The sequence below is a fragment of the Klebsiella sp. Q11 genome (assembly GCF_964241505.1).
Classification (GTDB): Bacteria; Pseudomonadota; Gammaproteobacteria; order Enterobacterales; family Enterobacteriaceae; genus Klebsiella; species Klebsiella michiganensis.
The window spans coordinates 77,583-100,531 of the sequence record NZ_CAXSXW010000009.1; the positions used below are offsets into that span (position 1 = coordinate 77,583).

Sequence of the window (22,949 nt, forward strand, 5' to 3'; positions counted from 1 at the left end):
TGCTAAAAAAGCAAAAGACTTTGCACATTTTGCTCATTTTACCGCTCTGCCCTGCGGGGTAAAATTAGCCTCAAAATTGAAAAGTTGAGGATAAAAAATGAGCAACATCCTGATTATTAACGGTGCGAAAAAATTCGCCCACTCTAACGGCCAGCTGAACGACACCCTGACCGAGGTCGCGGATGGCTATCTGCGCGACGCCGGGCATGATGTTAAGGTCGTCCGCGCCGAGAGCGACTACGACATAAAAGAAGAAGTGCAGAATTTTCTCTGGGCAGATGTGGTTATCTGGCAGATGCCGGGCTGGTGGATGGGCGCACCGTGGACGGTGAAAAAGTACATTGATGATGTCTTTACCGAAGGTCACGGCGCGCTGTATGCCAGCGATGGCCGCACCCGCTCCGACGCCAGTAAGAAATATGGTTCCGGCGGCCTGATTCAGGGGAAAAAATATATGCTGTCCCTGACCTGGAACGCGCCGATGGAAGCGTTCACCGAGAAAGATCAGTTCTTCCACGGCGTTGGCGTCGACGGGGTGTACCTGCCATTTCATAAGGCCAACCAGTTCCTTGGGATGAGCGCCCTGCCCACCTTCATCGCCAACGATGTGATCAAAATGCCCGATGTTCCGCGTTATACGGCAGAATATCGCAAGCATCTGGCGGAAATTTTTGGTTAACTGTAGTGAGTTATGAAAAGACGACAAGCGCGGCTCATTTTAGCGGCGGCTTGAAGTATGATGAGAATATACAGAAGGAGTTGAGTTAACCATGTTGACAGTGATCGCTGAAATTCGCACTCGTCCGGGCCAACACCATCGTCAGGCGGTGCTGGATCAGTTCGCAAAAATTACCCCGACCGTTCTCCAGGAAGAAGGCTGCCACGGCTATGCGCCGCTGGTGGATCACGCCGCTGGCGTCAGTTTTCAGACTACTTCACCAGATTCCATCGTGATGGTCGAGCAGTGGGAAAGCGTCGCGCATCTTGAAGCGCACCTGCAGACGCCGCACATGAAAGCCTACGGCGAAGCCGTGAAAGGCGACGTACTGGAAATGAATATTCGTATTCTTGAAGCGGGTATTTAAGCAAGCAAAAGAGATCGGCCGGTTTCCCGGCCGATTTTTTATTATCCGTCCAGCTCCGCCAGATCGCCCTTCTCCTGCAGCCAGTTACGCCGATCTTCAGAACGCTTCTTCGCTAACAGCATATCCATCATGGCGGTCGTCTGCTGCTCGTCTTCATCGTTGATAATCAGCTGTACCAGACGGCGGGTATTCGGATCCAGCGTGGTCTCGCGCAGCTGCATCGGGTTCATCTCGCCCAGCCCTTTGAAGCGCTGCACGTTCGGCTTGCCTTTCTTGCGCTTAAGCTGCTCCAGCACGCCAGTTTTCTCTTCTTCTGTAAGCGCGTAATACACGTCTTTGCCGAGGTCGATACGGTACAGGGGCGGCAGCGCCACGTAGACGTGACCTTGTTTAACCAGCGTGCGGAAGTGCCTGACGAACAGCGCGCAAAGCAGCGTCGCGATGTGCAGGCCATCGGAGTCGGCATCCGCCAGAATACAAATCTTGCCGTAGCGCAGCTGGCTCAGGTCGTCGCTATCCGGATCGATACCGATGGCGACGGAAATATCATGCACTTCCTGGGAAGCCAGCACCTCATCGGAAGAGACTTCCCAGGTGTTCAGGATTTTACCTTTCAGCGGCATGATCGCCTGATACTCGCGATCGCGCGCCTGCTTGGCCGATCCGCCCGCCGAATCCCCTTCCACAAGGAACAGTTCGGTTCGGTTCAAATCCTGGGCGGTACAGTCCGCCAGCTTACCGGGCAGCGCCGGACCGCTGGTCAGCTTTTTACGCACCACTTTCTTCGCCGCGCGCAGGCGACGCTGGGCGCTGGAGATCGCCATTTCCGCCAGCAGCTCTGCCGACTGAACGTTCTGGTTCAGCCACAGGCTGAAGGCATCTTTGACCACCCCGGAAACAAACGCGGCGCACTGACGTGAAGAGAGGCGCTCTTTCGTTTGCCCGGCAAACTGCGGGTCCTGCATCTTCACGGACAGGACGTAGGCGCAGCGCTCCCAGATATCTTCCGCCGACAGCTTCACGCCGCGCGGCAGAATATTGCGGTATTCGCAGAACTCGCGCATGGCGTCCAGCAGCCCCTGGCGCAGGCCGTTAACGTGGGTACCGCCCTGCATCGTCGGGATCAGGTTGACGTAGCTTTCGGTCAGCAGTTCACCGCCTTCCGGCAGCCACAGCAGCGCCCAGTCGACCGCTTCGGTATCGCCGGAGAAGGTGCCGACGAACGGTTTTTCCGGCAGCAGCGGCAGGCCGTTAACCGCTTCGCTAAGATAGTCGGTCAGACCATCGGCGTAGCACCAGCGCTGTTCGCTGTCGTTAACCAGATCGCGGAAAACAATCTCTACGCCCGGGCAGAGAACGGCCTTGGCCTTTAATAAATGAGAAAGGCGCGAGACGGAAAAACGCGGGCTATCGAAAAAGCTTTCGTCCGGCCAGAAGTGCACGCTGGTACCGGTATTGCGCTTACCGCAGGTACCGGTCACGTGCAGATCTTCTACTTTATCGCCGTTTTCAAACGCGATGCTGTAGACCTGGCCGTCGCGGCGCACGTTCACCTCAACGCGTTTCGATAAGGCGTTGACCACCGAAATCCCTACGCCGTGCAGGCCGCCGGAGAACTGGTAGTTCTTATTGGAGAACTTCCCCCCGGCGTGCAGGCGGCAAAGAATCAGTTCAACTGCCGGAACCCCCTCTTCAGGGTGGATATCCACCGGCATTCCGCGTCCATCGTCGATGACTTCCAGCGACTGATCGGCGTGGAGAATCACCTCCACGCGTTTCGCGTGACCGGCCAGGGCCTCATCCACGCTGTTATCAATAACTTCCTGACCAAGATGGTTTGGACGTGTGGTATCAGTGTACATTCCCGGACGGCGGCGAACCGGCTCTAGCCCGGTGAGTACCTCAATGGCATCAGCGTTATATGAAGATTGCGTCATGGTGTGTATTCGTAGGTCGTTCCGAACCGCTCAGCGCAGGCCCAGAAAATCGATAATCTGAGTGAAATGATCTTCAAAGCCAACAAATGCGTGATTACCGCCCTCCTCTACCGTTTGTCGGCAGGAGGCGAAATAATCCACGGCCTGGCGGTAATCAAGCACTTCATCACCCGTTTGCTGCAATAACCAGATTAAATCCGGCGCTTCCAGCGGGTCAATTTGCATGACCTTGAGATCGTAAATATGGCGAGACTCTAGCACATATTGCTGCCCCGTGTATGGATTCTCATTGGGGCCAAGGAAATTGTTCAACAGCTCAAACGGGCGCACCGCGGGGTTCACTACCACGGCGGGCAGCATAAAGCACTGCGATAGCCAGGTCGCGTAATATCCCCCCAGCGACGACCCGACAACGCCCAGCGGTTCACCGCCATGCTCCAGCACGATAGACTCCAGATGCTCAGCCGCCTGCGCGGGATAAACCGGGAGCTCCGGTATCACCATCGAGATGTCAGGATAGGTCTGCGCCAGCCACGCTTTCAGCGCAGTCGCTTTTGCCGACCGAGGCGAGCTGTTAAAACCATGCAGATAGAGAAGCGTAGACATCAGTATCCTTCTGAAGCGATATCCGGGTGAAATTTCACGCCTTCGAGGCGGCAAACTTCAGTGGTCAATGTGCCGTCAGGATGCAGTTCCAGCCAGCGCCAGCCTGGGGAGACGGTATCGAGCGTGAAGTTCGCGCAGTGCGGCTTAAACTGCACGCAGGTGGATGGCGTGGCCATCATGCGCCGTCCGTTCCAGTCAAGGTCCAGCTCCTGGTGAATATGGCCGCAGAGCAGATGCTTAACGCGAGGAAAAGCGGCCAGCGCGCAATCAAGCGCCCCGGCATTGCGCAGGCTATGCTGATCCAGCCAGCTACAGCCTGACGGCATGGGATGATGGTGCAACAGCAGCAGCGTATAGCGCTGCGGAACTTCGGTCAGCTTCTGCTCAAGCCATTCCAGCTGGAAATCGCTCAGCTCGCCGTGCGGCACGCCGAACACCTGGCTATCCATCAGCAATACTTGCCAGTGGTCGCCCAGCAATACGCGTTTAGCGGGAGAGATGCCGGATTCCTGCAGCGTGCTGTACATTGCCGGTTGAAAATCATGATTACCCGGTAGCCAGACGCAGGGTGCAGTAAAACTCGCGATGCCTTCAGCAAAATGCTGGTAGGCCGCGGCAGAGTGATCTTGCGCCAAATCGCCTGTAGCAACGATCAGGTCGCACTCTCGCTGTGAGGCGTGGATCGCATCCAGTACGGCCTGATAGCTTTCCCAGGTATTGATACCTAACAGCGTTTCATGTTTTTCAGCAAACAGGTGAGTATCGGTAATTTGTAATATCCTGACTCTGGCCTCACCAGCCAAAGGTAGGTTTAACAGGCTTTCCAAATGGTGTCCTTAGGTTTCACGACGCTAACAAACCGGAATCGCCATCGCTCCATGTGCAAAACAGTATCGCAGCCAATCGGCCAGAAACTGATTAATTTGATGCTTTTCGTCGCGTTGATGCAACTTTTTATTAGGATAATCATACCGCGCTTTAAAGCGAAAGATCTGCTGACTTGAACACACTTCAGCGACCATTGCATCGTGATAGAGCCGTACCGTCATTGACGGCAGACTCCAGTAGCTCACCGACGGCGCCGTCTGTTCAATCGCCACTAACGTAGTGTAGCGGGTCGATTCGACGATGGTTAATCGGTATTGCGCGTTGCCCACCTGGTAACTCACCTTTTCTCCCGCTGCATCCGTTCGCGGCAACAGGCGGCGCAGCTGGGCAAAGTTGGTTTCACACAGGCGCATCATTTCAGGAAAGTCAGGCGTATAACGCTTCATTTTGTCCACTCGTTTCGTAAATTGTGATAATGCAGTTGCAGCCATTGCAGCGCGATGACAGAGGCTGCGTTGTCGATTTTCCCCTCTTCCACCCATCTGTAAGCCTGTTCCCGGCTCACCACATGAACGCGAATATCCTCGTTTTCGTCGGCCAGTCCATGAATTCCTTTTGCCGTCGTTGCATCGACTTCACCCACCATAATAGACAGCCTTTCGCTGGTGCCGCCGGGGCTGGCCAGGTAGCTCAGGACCGGTTTAACCCGGCCAACAATAAGCCCGGCCTCTTCCACCGCTTCACGACGGGCGACATCTTCAGGAGATTCGCCTTCTTCTATCATACCGGCGACCATTTCGAGCAGCCACGGGCTCGCGCTGGTATCATACGCCGCAATACGGATCTGCTCGACGAGCACAACTTCATCGCGTACCGGGTCAAAGGGTAGCAAGACTGCGGCGTGGCCGCGCTCAAAAATTTCGCGGGTCACTTCGCCGCTCATCCCGCCGTTAAACAGGCGATGGCGAAAACGATATAAATCGAGCGAAAAAAAACCGCGATAAAGCGTTTCGCGTGCAATAATTTCTACATCGTTTTTAGAGAAGGTAATCCCCTGCTGATTGACGTCGCTCATTTCGATATCCTGTAGAACATGAAGTTATGAATTTATAGGCGGTGTGGCTACCGTTTTACGGCTCGTATGCTAGATTGGTGCAAATTACCGCCCCATGGCACATAACGCCAACTTTTTACGGTAACAGACTCTATACAATCAGTGATTATTTTTAGAATTTGAGTAGCGCTAAATGCTTCACAACAAGGAATGCAAATGAAGAAACTCTTTCCCATCCTTATCGGCCTGGGCCTGACTGGCTTCAGCGCCATGAGCCAGGCTGAAAACCTGCTGCAGGTTTATCAGCAGGCGCGTGTCAGCAACCCTGATCTGCGTAAATCAGCAGCCGATCGTGATGCCGCATTCGAGAAGATCAACGAAGCGCGTAGCCCGTTATTGCCACAGCTCGGTCTGGGTGCAGATTATACCTATACCAGCGGCTTCCGTGATGCTAAAGACCAGAATTCCGACGTCACCAGCGGATCGCTGCAGCTCACGCAGGTTCTGTTTGATATGTCGAAATGGCGTGCGCTGACGCTGCAGGAAAAGAACGCCGGCATTCAGGACGTCACCTATCAGACGGATCAGCAAACGCTGATTCTGAACACCGCGACGGCCTATTTTAAAGTGCTGGCCGCGATCGATACGCTCTCCTATACCGAAGCGCAGAAACAGGCTATTTACCGCCAGTTAGATCAGACCACCCAGCGCTTTAACGTTGGCCTGGTGGCGATTACTGACGTACAGAACGCCCGTTCGCAGTACGATGCCGTGCTGGCGAATGAAGTCACCGCGCGCAACGACCTCGATAACGCCGTAGAAGGGCTGCGTCAGGTGACCGGCAACTACTATCCGGAGCTGGCCTCGCTGAACGTTGATGGTTTTAAAACCACTAAACCATCGGCGGTGAACGCGCTGTTGAAAGAAGCGGAAAACCGCAACCTGTCGCTGCTGCAGGCCCGACTCAGCCAGGACCTGGCGCGCGAGCAAATTCGCCAGGCGCAGGATGGGCATCTGCCGACCCTGAATTTAAACGCGTCCAGTAGCGTATCTAATAACAGCTACAGTGGTTCTAAAAACACCACGCAGGACAGAGATATCGGGCAGAACCAAATCGGCCTGAACTTCTCCCTGCCGCTGTATCAGGGCGGGATGGTGAACTCCCAGGTTAAACAGGCGCAGTACAACTTTGTCGGCGCCAGCGAGCAGCTGGAAAGCGCGCATCGTAGCGTGGTGCAGACCGTTCGTTCCTCTTTTAACAACGTGAACGCGTCCATCAGCAGCATCAATGCCTACAAACAGGCCGTGGTGTCTGCCCAAAGTTCACTGGATGCCATGGAAGCCGGTTATTCAGTGGGTACGCGTACCATCGTCGATGTCCTGGACGCGACCACCACGCTGTATAACGCAAAACAGCAGCTGTCCAACGCGCGTTATAACTACCTGATTAACGAGCTGAACATCAAGTCCGCGCTCGGTACGCTGAACGAGCAGGACCTGGTTGCGCTGAACAACACGCTGGGTAAAGCGATTCCGACCTCGCCGGACAGCGTGGCGCCGGAAAATCCGCAGCAGGATGCCAGCGCTGACGGCTACAGCAACACCGTCGCGGCAAAACCGGCGTCCGCACGCAGCACCAGCGGCAGCAATCCGTTCCGCCAGTAATTAAGCTTGCGCACTCCACGCTTCGCTTACCCCGCAGGTAAGCGAAGCGTTAAACGTAAGGCAACGTAAAGATCCCCCGCTTTCCGCCCCTATTCGCTTCATTTTCCACCACTCATCCTCTATCCTGAGCGTTAACAAAACGCATACCACTGGGTCCAGGAAGACAAACATGAAACGGACAAAAAATATTAAACACGCCTCCTTCCGCAAAAGCTGGAGCGCTCGTCATTTAACTCCCGTTGCGCTCGCCGTGACGGCGGTATTTATGCTCGCCGGCTGTGAACAAAGCGATGAAACGGTTTCTCTGTATCAAAACGCCGATGACTGCTCTGCCGCTAACCCGAGCAAATCCGCAGAGTGCACCACCGCTTACAACAACGCGCTCAAAGAAGCGGAGCGCACCGCGCCGAAATACGCCTCCCGTGAAGATTGCGTCGCCGAATTCGGTGAAGGTCAGTGCCAGCAGGCGCCGGCTCAGGCAGGCATGGCTCCGGAAAACCAGGCCCAGGCGCAAAGCAGCGGCAGCTTCTGGATGCCGCTGATGGCGGGCTACATGATGGGCCGGATGATGGGCGGCGGAATGGGCGCTCAGCAGCCGCTGTTCAGCTCAAAAAACCCGGCCAGCCCGGCCTATGGTAAATACACCGACGCGGGCGGTAAGAGCTACGGAGCAGCGCAGCCGGGCCGTACCATGACCGTGCCGAAAACTGCGATGGCGCCAAAACCAGCCACCACCAGCACCGTGACGCGCGGCGGGTTTGGCGACTCGGTCGCTAAGCAATCAACCATGCAGCGTAGCTCAGCAAGCTCCTCTTCTTCACGCTCGATGGGCGGCTAAGCGACATGGAAAGAATCAGCATTACCGAGCGCCCGGACTGGCGCGAAAAGGCGACAGAATATGGCTTTAACTTTCACACCATGTACGGCGAGCCATACTGGAGCGAAGAAGCCTATTACAAACTGACGCTGGCGCAGGTTGAAAAGCTTGAAGAGGTCACCGCTGAGCTGCATCAGATGTGTCTGCAGGCGGTGGAAAAAGTCATCGCCAGCGATGAGTTAATGGCCAAATTTCGCATCCCCAAACACACCTGGGGCTTCGTACGCCAGTCGTGGAAAACCCATCAGCCCTCGCTGTATTCGCGTCTCGATCTCGCGTGGGACGGCGTGGGTGAGCCGAAGCTGCTGGAGAACAACGCCGATACGCCGACGTCTCTCTATGAAGCGGCATTCTTCCAGTGGATCTGGATGGAAGATCAGCTGAACGCCGGTCAGCTGCCGGCAGGCAGCGATCAGTTCAACAGCCTGCAGGAGAAGCTGATCGATCGCTTTGGCGAGCTGCGCGAGCAGTTCGGCTTCCAGCTGCTGCATATGGCCTGCTGTCGCGATACCGTTGAAGACCGCGGTACCGTGCAATATTTACAGGACTGCGCCGCAGAAGCGGGCGTGGCGACCGAGTTCCTCTACATCGAAGATATTGGTCTCGGCGAAAAAGGCCAGTTTACCGACCTGCAGGATCAGGTGATTGGTAATCTGTTCAAGCTCTATCCATGGGAGTACATGCTGCGCGAGGTGTTCTCCACCAAGCTGGAAGATGCAGGCGTGCGCTGGCTGGAGCCGGCGTGGAAGAGCATTATCTCCAACAAAGCGCTGCTGCCGCTGCTGTGGGAGATGTTCCCCAACCATCCGAACCTGCTGGCCGCTTATTTCAGCGAAGATGCGCATCCGGAGCTGGAGAAGTACGTTATCAAACCGATCTTCTCCCGCGAAGGCGCTAACGTCTCTATCGTGGAGAATGGCAAAGTGCTGGAGGCGGTAGAAGGGCCGTACGGTGAAGAGGGCACCATCGTGCAGGCGTTCTATCCGTTGCCGAAGTTTGGCGACAGCTACACGCTCATCGGCAGTTGGCTGATTAACGACCAGCCGGCGGGAATTGGCATTCGCGAAGACCGGGCGCTGATCACTCAGGATCTGTCGCGCTTTTATCCGCACATTTTCGTCGAGTAACAGCAAACCCCGGCGGCATTGTTTACTGCCGGGGTTTATCTATTTTCAGGCGCCAATGACCACCGACAGCATGCTCAGGGAGCCCATTTCCATTCCTTCAACCGGGATCGTAATCGGCTCTTCACCGTCCCAGGCGCCCAGCACGTACAACAGCGGCAGAAAGTGATCGGCCGTCGGGTTCGATAACGATCCGCCTTCATGCGCCAGGTAATTCACCAGCGGATGTTCCGCTACGGGACCTTTCCAGTCCAGGTTCGCCTTCACGTAGTCATTAAACGACGCCGCCCAGGGATAAGGTGTATTTTCGCCGTGCCAGCGTGCGGTACGCAGGTTATGCACCACGTTGCCGCTTGCCACCAGCATAATGCCCTCATCGCGTAGCTGAGCCAGCTTACGCCCCATTTCGAAATGCCATGCCGCGGGCTTCGTACTATCAATACTCAGCTGTACCATCGGAATATCGGCATCGGGATACATTTTAATCAACACGCCCCAGGAACCATGGTCAAAGCCCCAGGCTTCTTTATCCAGCGTCACCGGCACCGGCGCCAGCAGCTCGACCAGACGCTGGGCCAGCTCAGGCGAACCCGGCGCCGGATAATGCGTATCGTAGAGCGCCTGGGGAAAACCGCCAAAATCATGAATCGTTTTCGGCGCCTCCATCGCGGTCACTCCTGTACCGCGAGTGAACCAGTGCGCGGAGATCACCACAATGGCTTTAGGCCGCGCCAGCGTCTCGCCCAGATGCCGCCAGGCGCGAGTATAGATGTTATCTTCCAGCACGTTCATCGGGCTACCGTGACCTAAAAACAGCGCGGGCATGCGGGTACGGGACATAGTGATATCCTTTATTAAGAAAGTTGATGTATTTACATTACGCTCTTTCTATGGAGGATAAACTCAGATAAGCATGATGATGATCGTCAGAAAATTTGAATGTAAGCGGCGGTAAAGAGTGAATCCGCGCGCTCGCGATCGTCAATGGATCACGATACTCTTAATAAGAATCATTTTCATAAGGAGGTGAATGTTGTCCTCACCCGTCATTTTGACCCTGCTGGCAGGGAGCGCTACCTTTATTGGCGCCATTTTCGGCGTTATCGGGCAGAAACCCTCGAATCGCTTACTGGGGTTCTCACTGGGATTCGCCGCCGGGATCATGCTGTTGATTTCGTTGATGGAGATGCTGCCCGCCGCGCTGGCTACCGAAGGCATGTCCCCCATGCTCGGCTACGGCATGTTTATTATCGGCCTTCTGGGCTACTTTGCGCTTGACCGCATGCTGCCTCACGCCCACCCGCAGGATCTGATGTCTCCCGGCATTTCCCGCCCGCGTAACCTGCGCCGTACGGCGATTTTACTGACCTTAGGCATCAGCCTGCATAACTTCCCCGAGGGCATTGCGACCTTCGTGACGGCCAGCAATAATCTCGAGCTGGGCATGGGGGTCGCGTTAGCCGTTGCGCTACACAACATCCCGGAAGGACTGGCGGTAGCCGGACCGGTATATGCCGCCACGGGCTCCAGAAGTAAAGCGGTGTTCTGGGCGGGTCTTTCCGGCATGGCGGAAATCTTCGGCGGCGTGCTGGCCTGGCTGGTGCTGGGCAGCGCGATATCCCCGGTGATGATGGGCGCCGTTATGGCCGCGGTTGCCGGTATCATGATTGCGCTGTCGGTTGATGAGCTTATGCCGCTGGCGAAAGAGCTCGATCCACAAAGCAACCCGAGCTATGGCGTGCTGTGCGGGATGTCAGTGATGGGATTAAGCCTGGTGGTTTTGCAAACGGTGGGCATTGGCTAAACAAAAGCTAAAAACAATGAAGCCCACCATAAGGCAGGCTTTATTCAGCAACCAACTGCAATCAGCTGGCTTTACGCTCGTGTTCGCGACGGTAGGCTACTAAATCTTCAATCGTGACCACTTCCATATTGTGCTGCTGAGCAAACTCGATGCACTGCGGCGCACGCGCCATAGAGCCGTCGTCGTTGGTCAGTTCACACAGTACGCCCGCCGGTTTGAGGCCAGCCAGCGTGACCAGATCGATGGTTGCTTCAGTATGGCCGCCGCGGGTCAGGACGCCGCCCGGCTGCGCGCGCAGCGGGAAAACGTGTCCTGGGCGGTTCAGGTCGGACGGCTTAGCGCCATCGGCAATTGCCGCACGCACGGTGGTCACGCGGTCAGCGGCGGAAACGCCGGTGGTCACGCCTTCAGCGGCTTCGATGGTCACGGTAAAACCGGTACCGTAGGCGCTGGTGTTGTTCTCAACCATCATTGGCAGGTCGAGCTGTTTACGGCGATCTTCCGTCAGGCACAGGCAGACAATGCCGCTGCCGTGGCGAATGGTCAGCGCCATCTGCTCAACGGTCATGGTTTCAGCGGCGAAAATCATATCGCCTTCGTTTTCACGGTCTTCATCGTCAAGTACCATCACACCGCGGCCTTCGCGCAGTGCATCCAGAGCACGTTCTACACGTTCAAAAGCGGTACCAAAAGAGGAAAGTAGCGTCTGATTCATGGTAAAAAAAACCTCATCAATTGTATGGTTACCAGAATCAGGGCAGTCTTAGGAGCGCCGGTTTAGCGGCAAAAGTCAACGCAAGCGGGTACAAACCCGGCTGAGCCGTTACTCTCTCCCATCCGGACTCTAACCGTCGGCCCCGGAATTACACCGGATCTGCTGACCTTTCTGCATTTGCAGAAAGCGCTCGCGGGCTTTCAACGCTATGGTTGATTTACCGCCGGTGGGGAATTTCGCCCCGCCCTGAGAATAAGCAAAGCAACTATAACGCTATTGACTATCGTCGGCAATGCATAAGCTTCAAACATTTATGGTTTATAGGCGCCGACGATCGCACTACAATGAGCGGATAACCGACCAGAGCAGGAAACCACCATGATTGACCCGAAAAAAATTGAACAAATCGCCCGTCAGGTTCATGAATCAATGCCGAAGGGGCTCCGCGATCTGGGGGAAGACGTGGAGAAAAAAATCCGTCAGGTGCTCCAGTCGCAGTTAACTCGTCTGGACCTGGTAAGCCGCGAAGAGTTCGACGTGCAGACGCAGGTGCTATTGCGCACGCGTGAAAAGCTGGCGCTTCTGGAGCAGCGTCTTAACGATCTGGAAAACCGTTCGCCGAGCGCACCGGCTGCGCCGGACGTCGAAGAGAAGCCGTAAAACAAGCAACGGGCCGTCAGGCCCGTTGTCGTATCTGTAGTGCGGTCAGTAGATTAGTGCTCCAGCTCCGCTTCTGGCGTCATGGTTTTATTCGCCTGGCGGCAGTAAAGTTCGTAGCGTTGACAAAACCATTCGCGATGCGCTTCATCCATATTACCAACAATGGCCTGAAGATCGACGGGCTGACCTTGTGCGTTCATTCTGGCGAAGCTCTGGGCCAGAAAATCAAAATTCTTCATTAAATACATATCGTTTTTCTTCATACGCATACTCCTTCAGCCGTTGGTGTTCTGATTGGTCATATGCTTTTTACTGACTTCAGTATTTATCCTTACCTTAACTTTTTTTGTACGAAAAATGCGCCTGAAGTGGCGATTTGTTGAGCCAAATCATTTATGCCGTCATTAAATAAAAAGAGGCCCGCGATTGGGCAATCGCGGGCCTCTTTTGTCCGGTTTTGCAGCGTTATCGCTGGTTACGCCTCGGTTAGCGCGATAATTCCGGACATACCGCCGCTACAGTGCGAAGAGAAAACATTACTGTTTGTTATCTTTCTGGATCTTTTTGATGATGTTGGTCGTCGAGCAGCCATCTTCAAAGTTGAGCACCAGCACCTCGCCGCCGTTTGCCCAGACTTCTTCGCTACCGGCGATCTGTTCCGGCTTATAGTCGCCGCCTTTTACCAGCAGATCCGGCAGAATTCCGGCAATCAGCCGCTGCGGGGTATCCTCTTCAAAAGAGACCACCCAATCGACGGCTTCCAGCGCGCCCAGCACGATCATCCGCTGATCCAGCGGGTTGACCGGGCGAGAATCGCCTTTCAGACGCCGGGTTGACGCGTCGCTGTTCACCGCAACGATCAGCCGATCGCCCAGCTTGCGCGCGTTAGCCAGGTAGGAAACGTGGCCCGCGTGTAAAATGTCGAACACGCCGTTGGTCATCACCACTTTCTCGCCGCGCTTGCGCGCCGCGGCAACCGCCAGCTTCAGCTCTTCTTCGCTCATCACGCCAAAACCGGTCTCGGAGCGCCCACGCACGGCGTTCTCCAGTTCGATAGGCGAAACGGTAGAAGTACCGAGTTTACCGACCACGACGCCCGCCGCCGCGTTGGCAAAGTAGCAGGCCTCTTCCAGAGTGTTGCCGGAGGCCAGCGTCGCCGCCAGCACGCCGATGACCGTGTCGCCCGCACCGGTAACATCATAGACTTCCTGGGCCTGCGTGGGCATATGCAGCGGCGGTCGCCCCGGCTGCAGCAGCGTCATCCCCTGCTCGGAACGGGTCACCAGCAGCGCCGAGAGGTCAAAATCGGCGATGATTTTCATCCCGCGCTCAACGATCTCTTCTTCATCCTTACATTTACCCGCGACCGCCTCAAACTCTGAGAGGTTAGGCGTCAGCAGGGTGGCGCCGCGATAGCGTTCAAAATCCGTGCCCTTCGGGTCGATAAGCACCGGAACGCCCGCGTCGCGAGCCAGCTTAATCATGGTCTGGACGCTGGTCAGCGCGCCTTTGGCGTAATCAGACAGCACCAGCGCGCCAATGGAGCTCAGCGCCTGCTGAATACGCTCGTGCATCGGCTGCGGATCGACGCCGGAGAAACCCTCTTCAAAATCGAGACGAATCAACTGCTGGTTGCGCGACAGCACGCGTAGTTTGGTAATCGTCGGATGGGTCGGGACGGACACAAAGTCGCACTTCACGTTGACGTCGGCCAGCGCCTTGCTTAACGCGCGGGCGGCATCGTCAATCCCGGTCAGGCCAACCAGACGAGAGGTCGCGCCGAGCGACGCAATGTTCATCGCCACGTTTGCCGCGCCGCCAGGACGTTCTTCGATATTTTCCACCTTCACCACCGGCACCGGCGCTTCCGGCGAAATACGGCTGGTGGGACCATACCAGTAGCGGTCCAGCATCACATCGCCAACCACCAACACTCCTGCACGTTCAAACTCTGGCAGCGTTACTTTCATTCCTCTCTCCTGCGAGACGCAAACTTTGCGCGCGATAATAGCACACCCGGTTTTTTAGTTAAGCCATCAACCACTTCTGCCAGCTGGCGCTGACCTGTTCACGCTCCTGGCTAAACGCTTCTGGCGCCACGTTCCCCGGCTGCTCCTGCAGCGCCAGGTGATGGAGCGCATCGCGCAGCGTGGTGTAAGCGTGAGTTAACGCCCTCGCCTCTGCCTCGTCCATAATGTCGTTCTGCGCCAGCAGTTCCAGAATACGGACGTTATCGGACCAGCGCGTGAGCTTCGGTTTATCACTGGCATAGCGTAGGACCAGATACTGGGTAATAAATTCAATATCCGTGATACCCCCGGCATCGGCTTTAATATCAAAGCGATCGTGATGCTTATTCCCCAGGTGAGCGCGCATTTTTTCGCGCATTTCCCGCACTTCGGTCTGCAGTTTTTCGCCTTCTCGCGGGGTTGTAAGAATATCCCGACGAATGGCGTCAAAGCGCGCCTGTAGCTCAGGATCGCCATACACGACGCGGGCGCGAACCAGCGCCTGATGCTCCCAGGTCCATGCCTCATTTTGTTGATAATCAGCAAAGGCATCGGCGGTGGTCACCAGCATGCCCGCCGCGCCAGAAGGACGTAAGCGAGCGTCCACTTCGTACAGAATGCCCGACGAGGTGCGAGTGCTGAAAAGATGCATGATGCGCTGCGCCAGCCGCAGATAAAACTGACGACCGTCGATTTCGCGCTCGCCGTCGGTCATCACCTCCATCGGACAATCGTGGAGGAACACCAGATCGAGATCGGAACTGTAGCCCAGCTCCCAGCCCCCCAGCTTACCGTAGCCAACCACCGCAAAACCACGCCCCTGGCGATCGTGCAGGTGCATCGGCTGCCCGTAGCGGGCCACCATCTGCAGCCAGGCCTGCTGGACCACCGCGTCAATCATCGCCTCCGCCAGCCAGGTTAAGTGATCGCTCACTTTCATCACCGGCAGGGTGCCGGCGATATCGGCCGCGGCGATATGCAGCAGCTGCGCCTGCTTAAACTGGCGCAGCGCCTCCAGCTGCTGCTCTTCATCATCTTCCGGTACGCGCAGCAGATACTGCCGAAGCTCGTCGCGATAGGCATCGGTGGCCGTCGGTTGATAAAGCGTATTCGGGTCCAGCAGCTCGTCCAGCAGCAGCGGATGGCGAGCCAGCTGGCTGGCGACCATCGGCGATGCCGCGCACAGGCTAATCAGGTGCTTTAACGCGCCGGGGAATTCGCTCAGCAGCTCCAGATAGGTTGTGCGGGTGACAATCCCGGTGAGCAGCGGCGTAATGCGCGCCAGCGGCACCGGGGCATCCGCGCGCGAGCAGATTTCGCTGAGCAGATGCGGCATGAGCTGGTCGAGCACCTGACGGCCGCGCGGGCCAATCGTGCGCCGGTCCAGCTCTTTACGAAAATCGGCGATCAGCGCCAGCACGCTGCGGCGATCGCTGTCGGCGAGATGCGCCAGCGCCGGGCTGGTATCATCCTCCTGCAGCGCGTCCTGCCACAGTTCGCGCCAGTACTCTTCAAGCTGTTCATCCGGCGACTGGGTTTCATCGTCGCCGATCAATTCATTAAACACGCGCCGCACGTTAGCCATCTGCTCCGCCAGCCGCGCGCTGAGCGTATCCCAGTCGGCAGCCCCCATCCCCCAGGCCAGCCGGGCGCGATTAAGTTCATCCTGCGGCAGGGTTTGCGTCTGCTCGTCGTTGATGCTTTGCAGCAGGTTTTCCAGTCGACGCAAAAACAGATAGGCTTCGCGCAGCCTCTGCGCATCCCCTTCCGGCAGCAGGTGCAGCTCTTCGATGGCGGCCAGCGTCGGCAGCAAAGCCCGCTGTTGCAGCATCGGTTCGCGTCCGCCGCGAATCAGCTGGAAGACCTGGACGATAAACTCCACTTCGCGGATGCCGCCCGCGCCGAGCTTGATATTGTCCTTCAGTCCCCGACGGCGCACCTCACGGGCGATCATTCCCTTCATGTTACGCAGAGACTGAATCACGCTGAAATCAATATAGCGGCGGAAGACAAACGGCCGCAGCATGGCGCGCAGCTCGCTGGCGTAAACGCCATCGTTATCGCCCATGATTCGCGCTTTCACCATCGCGTAGCGCTCCCAGTCGCGCCCCTGCTCCTGGTAATAATCCTCCAGCGCGGCAAAGCTCAGCACCAGCGGGCCGCTGTCGCCAAACGGGCGCAGGCGCATATCAACGCGGTAGACAAAGCCATCCTGGGTGGGCTGATCCAGCACCTTAATCAGGCGCTGCCCGAGGCGGGTAAAAAACTGGGCGTTGTCCAGCTCGCGACGGCCGCCGCGCGTGGCGCCATGCTCCGGCCAGGCGAAAATCAGATCGATGTCGGAGGAGAAATTCAGCTCGCCGCCGCCGAGCTTGCCCATCCCGAGGATCAGCAGCGGCTGCGGCGTACCTTCAGCATTACACGGAGTGCCCCATTCACGGCAGCAGGCGGCGTATAGCCAGTCGCGCGCGGCGACGATTAAGGTCTCCGCCAGCGCGCTTAGCTGCTGCAGGCTGCTCTCTTCGCTGACCAGCGATAGCGCCTGGGCCCAGGCGATACGCACCATGATCCGACGGCGAAACTGGCGCAGCTCGCGCATCAGCGCGGCTTCATCATTGACCTCGGCCAGGCGAACCTGCAGCCAGTCGGCATAGTGATGCCACTCCTGCGCCTCGGGGGGCGCACTTTCAAGCTCTGCCAGCCACTGCGGCTGCACGATCAGACTCTGTTCGACGAAATCGCTAAAGGCCATGACCGATTGCGCCCGATCGCTCAACGTCGATACGGGAAAATCCGCTGGTAGCCGGTCTGCGACCGTCTGCCAGTGCTGCTGTAATTGCGAAGAAAGCGGCATCTTAGGGGCTCCCTGGCCTGAAAATTATCGTTTTCCACTATGCAGCCAGAACGGCTCCGCGGCCAGCGCCTGGCGACGAAAATATTCGATGACGCTGCTGTCGTTATGCGCAATCGCCCGGCGGGTTTCTTGCCAGTTTTCCAGCCACGGCGCGGCAGCGTCGATATAAGCTCCGGATAGCAGCTGAACGGTGTCAATTTCACGGGTCAGGCGCGGAAGCTGATCGACATAACCGTCAGCGGACGGCTGGCGGAAGGCGTTTTTCAGCTCCGCCGCCGCTCTGGAGAGCTGAATATCCGCGAAGCGTTTAAACGAACCGGCAATTTTCTGCTCTCCGGCTGCGTTCAGGAAGGGACGCCAGCCGCGGTTTATCAGCAGATCGGTGAGCGTCAGCTTGGCTCTGACGGTCGCCACGCTGAAAAGCGCCGCCTGGGCGGTTTCGGCCTCCGCCAGCGCCGCCTCAGCTTCGCTCAGACGCTCACGCAGCAGCGTGGTGGCCTTGCGCGGGACAATACCGCCAAACAGCACCAGCGCGTGCCGCACGCGGGCGATAGCGTGCAAAATCTCCGCTTTCGCTTTTGCATTGCCGCGATTGAGGAGTTCATCATGATACAGCCAGTGCGCCAGCGCGCTTTCCAGCGCCGCTTCCAGACCCTGCTCGACGCTGGCCTTCGGCGCGACGCGAAGGATCGTTAACGCGGTCATCGGACGTTCTTCATTGCCCTGCGCCAGATGATAACCGCGCGCCGCCTTGCTCAGGCTGCCCTGACGCAGTACGCCGGTATCCAGCAGGCGACGGGCAAGGGTCAGAATGTCCTGCGTAGTACCGGACAGCAGTTCCAGCTCCAGTTCACAAATCGGTTCCTGATGCTCGCCGGCTTTAACTTCGCCGCGGTCAAGCGCGATTTCAATTTCGCTGTCGCCTTCTTTGACCACCCATCTTTCACGCTCAAAATCAGTGCTGAAAAGCGGCTGTACGTTCTGTGCGAGCGCCGCCGGCAGTTCCCCCTGCGGCCAGACCTCAGCCGGCAGTTTCTCCAGCGCCAGCTCCGGCGTGTCCAGCGGAATGTTGTATTCCGGACGCTGATGCAGGCCGCCGACGACGCGCCCGGCGATTTTCAGCGTCATTTCATAGCGCCCCTGGTCGCCGCGAATGCGCAGCCCCATGTCGTGGCGGCGCAGCCAGTTATCCGCCGTTTCATAGTAAATATTCAGCAATTGACCCGCTGGCGTATGCTTTGCCTCCAGCGCGTTGAGGTGCTGACGCAGCGCGTCAACGCCATCCTGAGCGACGATAAACTTTAATTCGATTTCTTGAGCCATGACTGAATTCTTCCGCTTATATGCTGTGCCGGGAAATTGCGGCGAACTAACAACGATATTTCTTGTCAGTAAATAGTATTTTGCGGCGAATCGCCATGCAATGCGCATTTTGCCGGGCCACCTCCTGGATGATTCCGATTGTGGCGGAAAACTTTGCGTCGCTTCGGCGATGCCACTACTATCGTTCAACTTTTTATGACCAAACGATGACCTGATGCCAAAATTACGCCTTATTACATTGACTTTGCTGGCGCTGAGCGCCGCCACGGCGGTCCACGCGGAAGAAAAACGTTACGTTTCAGATGAACTGAATACCTGGGTGCGCAGCGGTCCGGGCGATAACTATCGTCTCGTGGGCACCATCAACGCCGGTGAAGAAGTCGCGGTGCTGCAAACCAACGACAGCACGAACTACGCTCAGGTACGCGACAACAGCGGCCGTACCGCCTGGATCCCCTTGAAAGAGCTGAGCAACGAGCCCAGCCTGCGCACCCGCGTGCCGGATCTGGAAAACCAGGTTAAAACCCTGACCGACAAACTCAACAACATCGACACCACCTGGAACCAGCGCACGGCGGATATGCAGAAGAAAGTCGCCGGTAGCGACGCCGTGATAAACGGTCTGAAAGAAGAGAACCAAAAGCTGAAAAATGAGCTGGTTGTCGCGCAGAAAAAGGTAAACGCCGCAAATCTGCAGCTTGATGACAAACAGCGCACCATTATCATGCAGTGGTTTATGTACGGCGGCGGCGTGCTGGGCGTCGGCCTGATCCTCGGACTGGTGTTGCCGCACCTGGTACCGAGCCGCAAACGCAAAGACCGCTGGATGAACTAATTCGTCTTCTCTGCCAGACTTACGTATCATCGTAAGAAAATAAAGACGGGAGAGTGAGGCGTGAAGGTTTATCTGGTCGGTGGTGCAGTACGAGATGCGTTATTAAGGCTACCGGTTAAAGACAAAGATTGGGTCGTGGTTGGCGCCACGCCTCAGCAACTTCTCGACGCGGGCTACCAGCAGGTAGGCCGTGATTTTCCCGTGTTCCTGCATCCGCAAAGCCGCGAAGAGTATGCGCTGGCGCGCACCGAGCGCAAGTCCGGCTCCGGCTACACCGGCTTTACCTGCTATGCCGCCGCTGACGTCACCCTTGAGCAAGACCTGCTGCGCCGCGATCTGACGATCAACGCGCTGGCCCAGGACGCCGACGGCCAGATTATCGATCCCTACGGCGGCCTGGCTGATTTACGCCAGCGCCTGCTGCGCCACGTCTCGCCCGCCTTTAGCGAGGACCCGCTACGCGTCCTGCGCGTGGCGCGTTTTGCCGCCCGCTACGCGCATCTGGGGTTCCGCATCGCCGATGAAACCATGGCGCTGATGCGGGCGATGGCCGATGCCGGCGAGCTGGCGCACCTCACGCCCGAGCGGGTGTGGAAAGAGACGGAAAGCGCCCTCTCTACCCGCAATCCGCAGGTCTTCTTCCAGACATTACGCGACTGCCGCGCGCTCAAGGTGCTGTTCCCGGAAGTCGACGCTCTTTATGGCGTACCGGCTCCGGCTAAATGGCACCCGGAAATCGACACTGGCCTGCACACGTTGATGACCGTCACCATGGCGGCGATGCTCTCGCCCGAAGTGGATGTCCGTTTTGCCACCCTATGCCACGACCTCGGGAAAGGGCTGACGCCGAAAGCGCTCTGGCCGCGCCATCATGGTCACGGTCCGGCTGGCGTTAAGCTGGTCGAGCAGCTCTGCGCCCGTTTGCGGGTGCCAAACGAGCTGCGCGACCTGGCAAAACTGGTCGCCGAATTTCACGATCTGATTCATACGCTGCCCATCCTGCAGCCGAAAACGCTGGTCAAGCTGTTCGATAATATCGACGCCTGGCGCAAGCCGCATCGTGTCAGGCAAATCGCGTTAACCAGCGAGGCCGACGTGCGCGGGCGCACCGGCTTTGAAGCCTGCGATTATCCGCAGGGTCGCCTGCTGCTGGAAGCCTGGGACGTTGCCCGGTCGGTTTCAACTAAAGAGGTGGTGGCGGAAGGTTTTCAGGGCGTTGAAATTCGTGAAGAGCTGACGCGTCGGCGGATTCAGGCCGTCGCCCGCTGGAAAGAAAAGCGTTGCCCTCAGCCGCGGGACTGAGGGCGGGCGCTTAGAAGAAGACCACGTAGACCGCTGCCGCAACGATAAAACGGTAGATGGCGAATGGGATAAACGAAATACGTTTAATCAGCTGCAGGAAGGTTTTAATCGCAATCAGCGCGACGATAAACGCTGTGATAAAACCGACGGCAAACATCGGAATATCGCCGGCGTTCAGGAAGCCAATGCTCTTGTACATATCCAGTACGGTTGCGCCCATCATCATCGGCACCGCCAGCAGGAACGAGAACTCAGAGGCCGCATAGCGGCTGACGCCCATCAGCATCCCGCCGGAAATCGTCGCCCCGGAACGCGAGAAGCCCGGCCACAGCGCCAGACACTGGAAGCAGCCGATGACGAACGCCTGACGATAGGTCATATCATCAATGCCCACCGCGCGCGGCTGTTTCGGCTTCAGCACCTCCGCCGCGATCAGCAGCACGCCGCCCACAATCAGCGCATACATCACGTTTATCGGGTTAAACAGCGACTTGATGGTATCGTGGAAAATCAGCCCCAGCACCACCGCCGGGATCATCCCCAAAAGAATATGGATAAGCGACAGGCGACCGCTGCCCTGGCCTTCATGTTCGGGCTTTTTGCCAAAATGAATGCCGATAAGACCAAACAGGCGGCGCCAGAACATCACCACAACGGCCAGAATGGAACCAAGCTGAATAACGACTTCAAACGTATTCGCGGTATCGCCTTCAAAACCCAGCAGATGACCGACAATAATCATATGACCAGTACTGGAGACAGGTAAAAATTCTGTCAAACCCTCAACCACACCCAATATTGCCGCTATCAGCAGCGAGTGTATATCGCTCATCCAATTAAACCCTTTAAAAAGTAAAATGAAAAAACCAGGAACGAAGAACCGAGCTATCAGGCGTGCTTATTTGGCCACAGACAGCGCGCAGAAAAGTGAGCGTACAGGTTGTACGCAAGGATTTCGAGCGCTGTCACAGGGCAAAACGGCAAAGAAAATAGCCTGATGGCCGGATTCTATGACCGGTATAAACGCAATTTGTTTAACGAGTATGACCTGAAAAGTTTTGTTTCAGATTAAGGCCACGTTCAATAATGACGCCGACGTTAGCCGCTCGGGCTACCGCCCCAGGTTTGCTGACTTTAATACGTACCCATGGAGATTGAAAATTTTCCAGCAGCAGGTCGGCAATTTCTTCCGCCACGCGTTCCACCAGCGCAAAACGCCCGCCTTCGACGTGGCTGATTACCAGCTCGCTGATATCAGCATAGCTGAGACAATCGCTGACATCATCGCTGGCCGCCGCTTTGCGGTTATCCCACGCCATTTCGATATCGAACACCAGCTTCTGTTCGATGGTCTGTTCCCAGTCGTAAACACCAATTGTGGTGATTACCGAAAGTTGCTCTATAAATACAATATCCATCACGACCTGCCTGCTTTTTGGCTAAACCGGATACCACTTCCGGCCAATTATGCGTATTATCCACAGATGCAAAGACATCCCCTAAATAATTTGCGTTGCAGGAAGACAGTGACGCGGCAAGGCTCCAGGAGCATAGCGTCGCTATGGGTCCCGGCGAGCCAATGCGCGGACAACGCGCAGTGCGCAGGGGATAAAACGACACTTTCAAAATGGAACAGCTGATGAGTGCAATCGCGCCTGGACTGGTTATCCTCGCCTACCTCTGCGGCTCAATCTCCAGCGCCATTCTCGTTTGCCGCCTCGCTGGCCTTCCCGACCCTCGCGACAGCGGCTCCGGCAATCCAGGGGCGACGAACGTCCTGCGAATTGGCGGCAAGGGCGCAGCCGTAGCGGTGCTTATTTTTGACGTCCTGAAAGGTATGCTGCCGGTCTGGGGCGCGTGGGCGTTAGGCCTGACGCCGTTCTGGCTCGGCCTGGTGGCGATCGCCGCCTGCGTGGGCCATATCTGGCCGGTATTTTTTAACTTTCGCGGCGGTAAAGGCGTGGCCACCGCTTTCGGCGCCATTGCTCCTATCGGCTGGGATCTCACCGGCGTGATGGCCGGAACCTGGCTGCTGACGATTCTGCTCAGCGGCTACTCCTCGCTGGGGGCTATCGTGAGCGCGCTGATTGCTCCGTTCTATGTCTGGTGGTTCAAACCGCAGTACACTTTCCCGGTTTCGATGCTGTCATGCCTGATTCTGCTGCGCCATCACGACAACATACAGCGTCTGTGGCGTCGTCAGGAAACCCGCATCTGGACCCGGCTCAAAAAGAAGAAAAAAACGCCGGAGCAGAAATAAACGTTGCTGCG

23 protein-coding genes and 1 riboswitch are annotated in these 22,949 nt (G+C 56.9%); of the genes, 10 read left to right on the plus strand and 13 right to left on the minus strand.

Going from position 1 to position 22,949, the window contains the following annotated elements:
* Positions 1-97 precede the first annotated feature (97 nt).
* The gene (locus ACESQ2_RS16290) at positions 98-679 is read left to right on the plus strand and encodes an NAD(P)H-dependent oxidoreductase (protein ID WP_014226872.1); all 582 of its coding nucleotides are present in this window, start codon (positions 98-100) and stop codon (positions 677-679) included.
* Between the two features lie 91 nt (positions 680-770).
* Positions 771-1,085, plus strand: coding sequence for a putative quinol monooxygenase (locus tag ACESQ2_RS16295; RefSeq protein ID WP_004125281.1), 315 nt, complete (start codon positions 771-773; stop codon positions 1,083-1,085).
* 41 nt (positions 1,086-1,126) lie between these two features.
* Here the strand turns inward: ACESQ2_RS16295 and parE are convergent, their stop codons facing one another.
* The 5 genes from parE to nudF are packed head-to-tail and all read right to left on the minus strand — an operon-like array spanning position 1,127 to position 5,531.
* Positions 1,127-3,022: a DNA topoisomerase IV subunit B gene (gene parE, locus ACESQ2_RS16300; protein WP_373170897.1), complete on the minus strand. Its 1,896-nt coding sequence runs from the start codon at positions 3,020-3,022 to the stop codon at positions 1,127-1,129.
* 30 nt (positions 3,023-3,052) lie between these two features.
* Positions 3,053-3,628: an esterase YqiA gene (gene yqiA / locus ACESQ2_RS16305; protein ID WP_004854243.1), complete on the minus strand. Its 576-nt coding sequence runs from the start codon at positions 3,626-3,628 to the stop codon at positions 3,053-3,055.
* Positions 3,628-4,455 (minus strand): 3',5'-cyclic-AMP phosphodiesterase, encoded by an 828-nt coding sequence (gene cpdA / locus ACESQ2_RS16310; RefSeq protein ID WP_004854245.1) that lies wholly within the window; start codon positions 4,453-4,455, stop codon positions 3,628-3,630. The genes yqiA and cpdA overlap by 1 nt, the downstream gene beginning before the upstream one ends.
* A gap of 24 nt (positions 4,456-4,479) precedes the next feature.
* Positions 4,480-4,902 (minus strand): DUF1249 family protein, encoded by a 423-nt coding sequence (locus ACESQ2_RS16315; protein WP_004854247.1) that lies wholly within the window; start codon positions 4,900-4,902, stop codon positions 4,480-4,482.
* Positions 4,899-5,531, minus strand: coding sequence for an ADP-ribose diphosphatase (nudF, locus tag ACESQ2_RS16320; RefSeq protein WP_004854249.1), 633 nt, complete (start codon positions 5,529-5,531; stop codon positions 4,899-4,901). The genes ACESQ2_RS16315 and nudF overlap by 4 nt, the downstream gene beginning before the upstream one ends.
* Before the next feature lie 195 nt (positions 5,532-5,726).
* Here nudF and tolC point away from each other — a divergent pair, with 195 nt between their 5' ends.
* The 3 genes from tolC (at position 5,727) to ACESQ2_RS16335 (ending at position 9,179) form a co-directional block, all read left to right on the plus strand.
* Positions 5,727-7,175, plus strand: coding sequence for an outer membrane channel protein TolC (gene tolC / locus ACESQ2_RS16325; RefSeq protein ID WP_032692881.1), 1,449 nt, complete (start codon positions 5,727-5,729; stop codon positions 7,173-7,175).
* Positions 7,176-7,344: 169 nt separating this feature from the next.
* Entirely contained in the window at positions 7,345-8,013 is a 669-nt protein-coding gene (locus ACESQ2_RS16330; RefSeq protein ID WP_004125303.1) for a DUF1190 family protein, read from the plus strand.
* Positions 8,014-8,018: 5 nt separating this feature from the next.
* Positions 8,019-9,179 carry a glutathionylspermidine synthase family protein gene (locus tag ACESQ2_RS16335; protein WP_025105920.1) on the plus strand — a complete coding sequence of 387 codons (1,161 nt, stop codon included), beginning with the start codon at positions 8,019-8,021 and terminating at the stop codon, positions 9,177-9,179.
* 45 nt (positions 9,180-9,224) lie between these two features.
* Here ACESQ2_RS16335 and ygiD read toward each other — a convergent pair whose 3' ends face one another.
* Entirely contained in the window at positions 9,225-10,016 is a 792-nt protein-coding gene (gene ygiD / locus ACESQ2_RS16340; RefSeq protein WP_014226877.1) for a 4,5-DOPA dioxygenase extradiol, read from the minus strand.
* Between the two features lie 193 nt (positions 10,017-10,209).
* Here ygiD and zupT point away from each other — a divergent pair, with 193 nt between their 5' ends.
* The gene (gene zupT / locus ACESQ2_RS16345) at positions 10,210-10,980 is read left to right on the plus strand and encodes a zinc transporter ZupT (protein WP_224225451.1); all 771 of its coding nucleotides are present in this window, start codon (positions 10,210-10,212) and stop codon (positions 10,978-10,980) included.
* A 61-nt stretch (positions 10,981-11,041) separates the two neighbouring features.
* On the opposite strand, the gene ribB is transcribed toward zupT, so the two are convergent.
* The gene (gene ribB, locus ACESQ2_RS16350; RefSeq protein WP_004854262.1) at positions 11,042-11,695 is read right to left on the minus strand and encodes a 3,4-dihydroxy-2-butanone-4-phosphate synthase; all 654 of its coding nucleotides are present in this window, start codon (positions 11,693-11,695) and stop codon (positions 11,042-11,044) included.
* Positions 11,696-11,801: 106 nt separating this feature from the next.
* Positions 11,802-11,953: riboswitch (FMN riboswitch) on the minus strand.
* Positions 11,954-12,073: 120 nt separating this feature from the next.
* Between ribB and ubiK the strand changes: the two genes are divergently transcribed.
* Complete coding sequence (ubiK, locus tag ACESQ2_RS16355) at positions 12,074-12,355, plus strand: ubiquinone biosynthesis accessory factor UbiK (RefSeq protein ID WP_004854265.1); 282 nt, start codon at positions 12,074-12,076, stop codon at positions 12,353-12,355.
* 53 nt (positions 12,356-12,408) lie between these two features.
* Here ubiK and glgS read toward each other — a convergent pair whose 3' ends face one another.
* From glgS to ACESQ2_RS16375, 4 genes are all read right to left on the minus strand, one after another.
* A complete protein-coding gene (gene glgS, locus ACESQ2_RS16360) occupies positions 12,409-12,618 on the minus strand; it encodes a cell surface composition regulator GlgS (protein WP_004854266.1) in 210 nt (69 codons plus the stop codon).
* A 273-nt stretch (positions 12,619-12,891) separates the two neighbouring features.
* Positions 12,892-14,325: a bifunctional D-glycero-beta-D-manno-heptose-7-phosphate kinase/D-glycero-beta-D-manno-heptose 1-phosphate adenylyltransferase HldE gene (gene hldE, locus ACESQ2_RS16365; RefSeq protein WP_014226884.1), complete on the minus strand. Its 1,434-nt coding sequence runs from the start codon at positions 14,323-14,325 to the stop codon at positions 12,892-12,894.
* Between the two features lie 58 nt (positions 14,326-14,383).
* Positions 14,384-17,218 carry a bifunctional [glutamate--ammonia ligase]-adenylyl-L-tyrosine phosphorylase/[glutamate--ammonia-ligase] adenylyltransferase gene (gene glnE, locus ACESQ2_RS16370; protein WP_373170903.1) on the minus strand — a complete coding sequence of 945 codons (2,835 nt, stop codon included), beginning with the start codon at positions 17,216-17,218 and terminating at the stop codon, positions 14,384-14,386.
* Between the two features lie 24 nt (positions 17,219-17,242).
* Entirely contained in the window at positions 17,243-18,541 is a 1,299-nt protein-coding gene (locus tag ACESQ2_RS16375) for an inorganic triphosphatase (RefSeq protein ID WP_046876553.1), read from the minus strand.
* A gap of 214 nt (positions 18,542-18,755) precedes the next feature.
* On the opposite strand from ACESQ2_RS16375, the gene ACESQ2_RS16380 reads away from it, so the two are divergent.
* Positions 18,756-19,376 (plus strand): TIGR04211 family SH3 domain-containing protein, encoded by a 621-nt coding sequence (locus tag ACESQ2_RS16380; RefSeq protein ID WP_014226886.1) that lies wholly within the window; start codon positions 18,756-18,758, stop codon positions 19,374-19,376.
* A gap of 60 nt (positions 19,377-19,436) precedes the next feature.
* Positions 19,437-20,678: a multifunctional CCA addition/repair protein gene (locus ACESQ2_RS16385; protein WP_373170905.1), complete on the plus strand. Its 1,242-nt coding sequence runs from the start codon at positions 19,437-19,439 to the stop codon at positions 20,676-20,678.
* Positions 20,679-20,688: 10 nt separating this feature from the next.
* Here ACESQ2_RS16385 and bacA read toward each other — a convergent pair whose 3' ends face one another.
* Together bacA and folB are read right to left on the minus strand one after the other, a co-directional pair.
* Entirely contained in the window at positions 20,689-21,510 is an 822-nt protein-coding gene (gene bacA, locus ACESQ2_RS16390; protein WP_004854277.1) for an undecaprenyl-diphosphate phosphatase, read from the minus strand.
* A 202-nt stretch (positions 21,511-21,712) separates the two neighbouring features.
* Positions 21,713-22,096: a bifunctional dihydroneopterin aldolase/7,8-dihydroneopterin epimerase gene (gene folB / locus ACESQ2_RS16395; RefSeq protein ID WP_025105911.1), complete on the minus strand. Its 384-nt coding sequence runs from the start codon at positions 22,094-22,096 to the stop codon at positions 21,713-21,715.
* A 221-nt stretch (positions 22,097-22,317) separates the two neighbouring features.
* Between folB and plsY the strand changes: the two genes are divergently transcribed.
* Positions 22,318-22,938, plus strand: coding sequence for a glycerol-3-phosphate 1-O-acyltransferase PlsY (plsY, locus tag ACESQ2_RS16400; RefSeq protein ID WP_004854283.1), 621 nt, complete (start codon positions 22,318-22,320; stop codon positions 22,936-22,938).
* Positions 22,939-22,949: the final 11 nt, after the last annotated feature.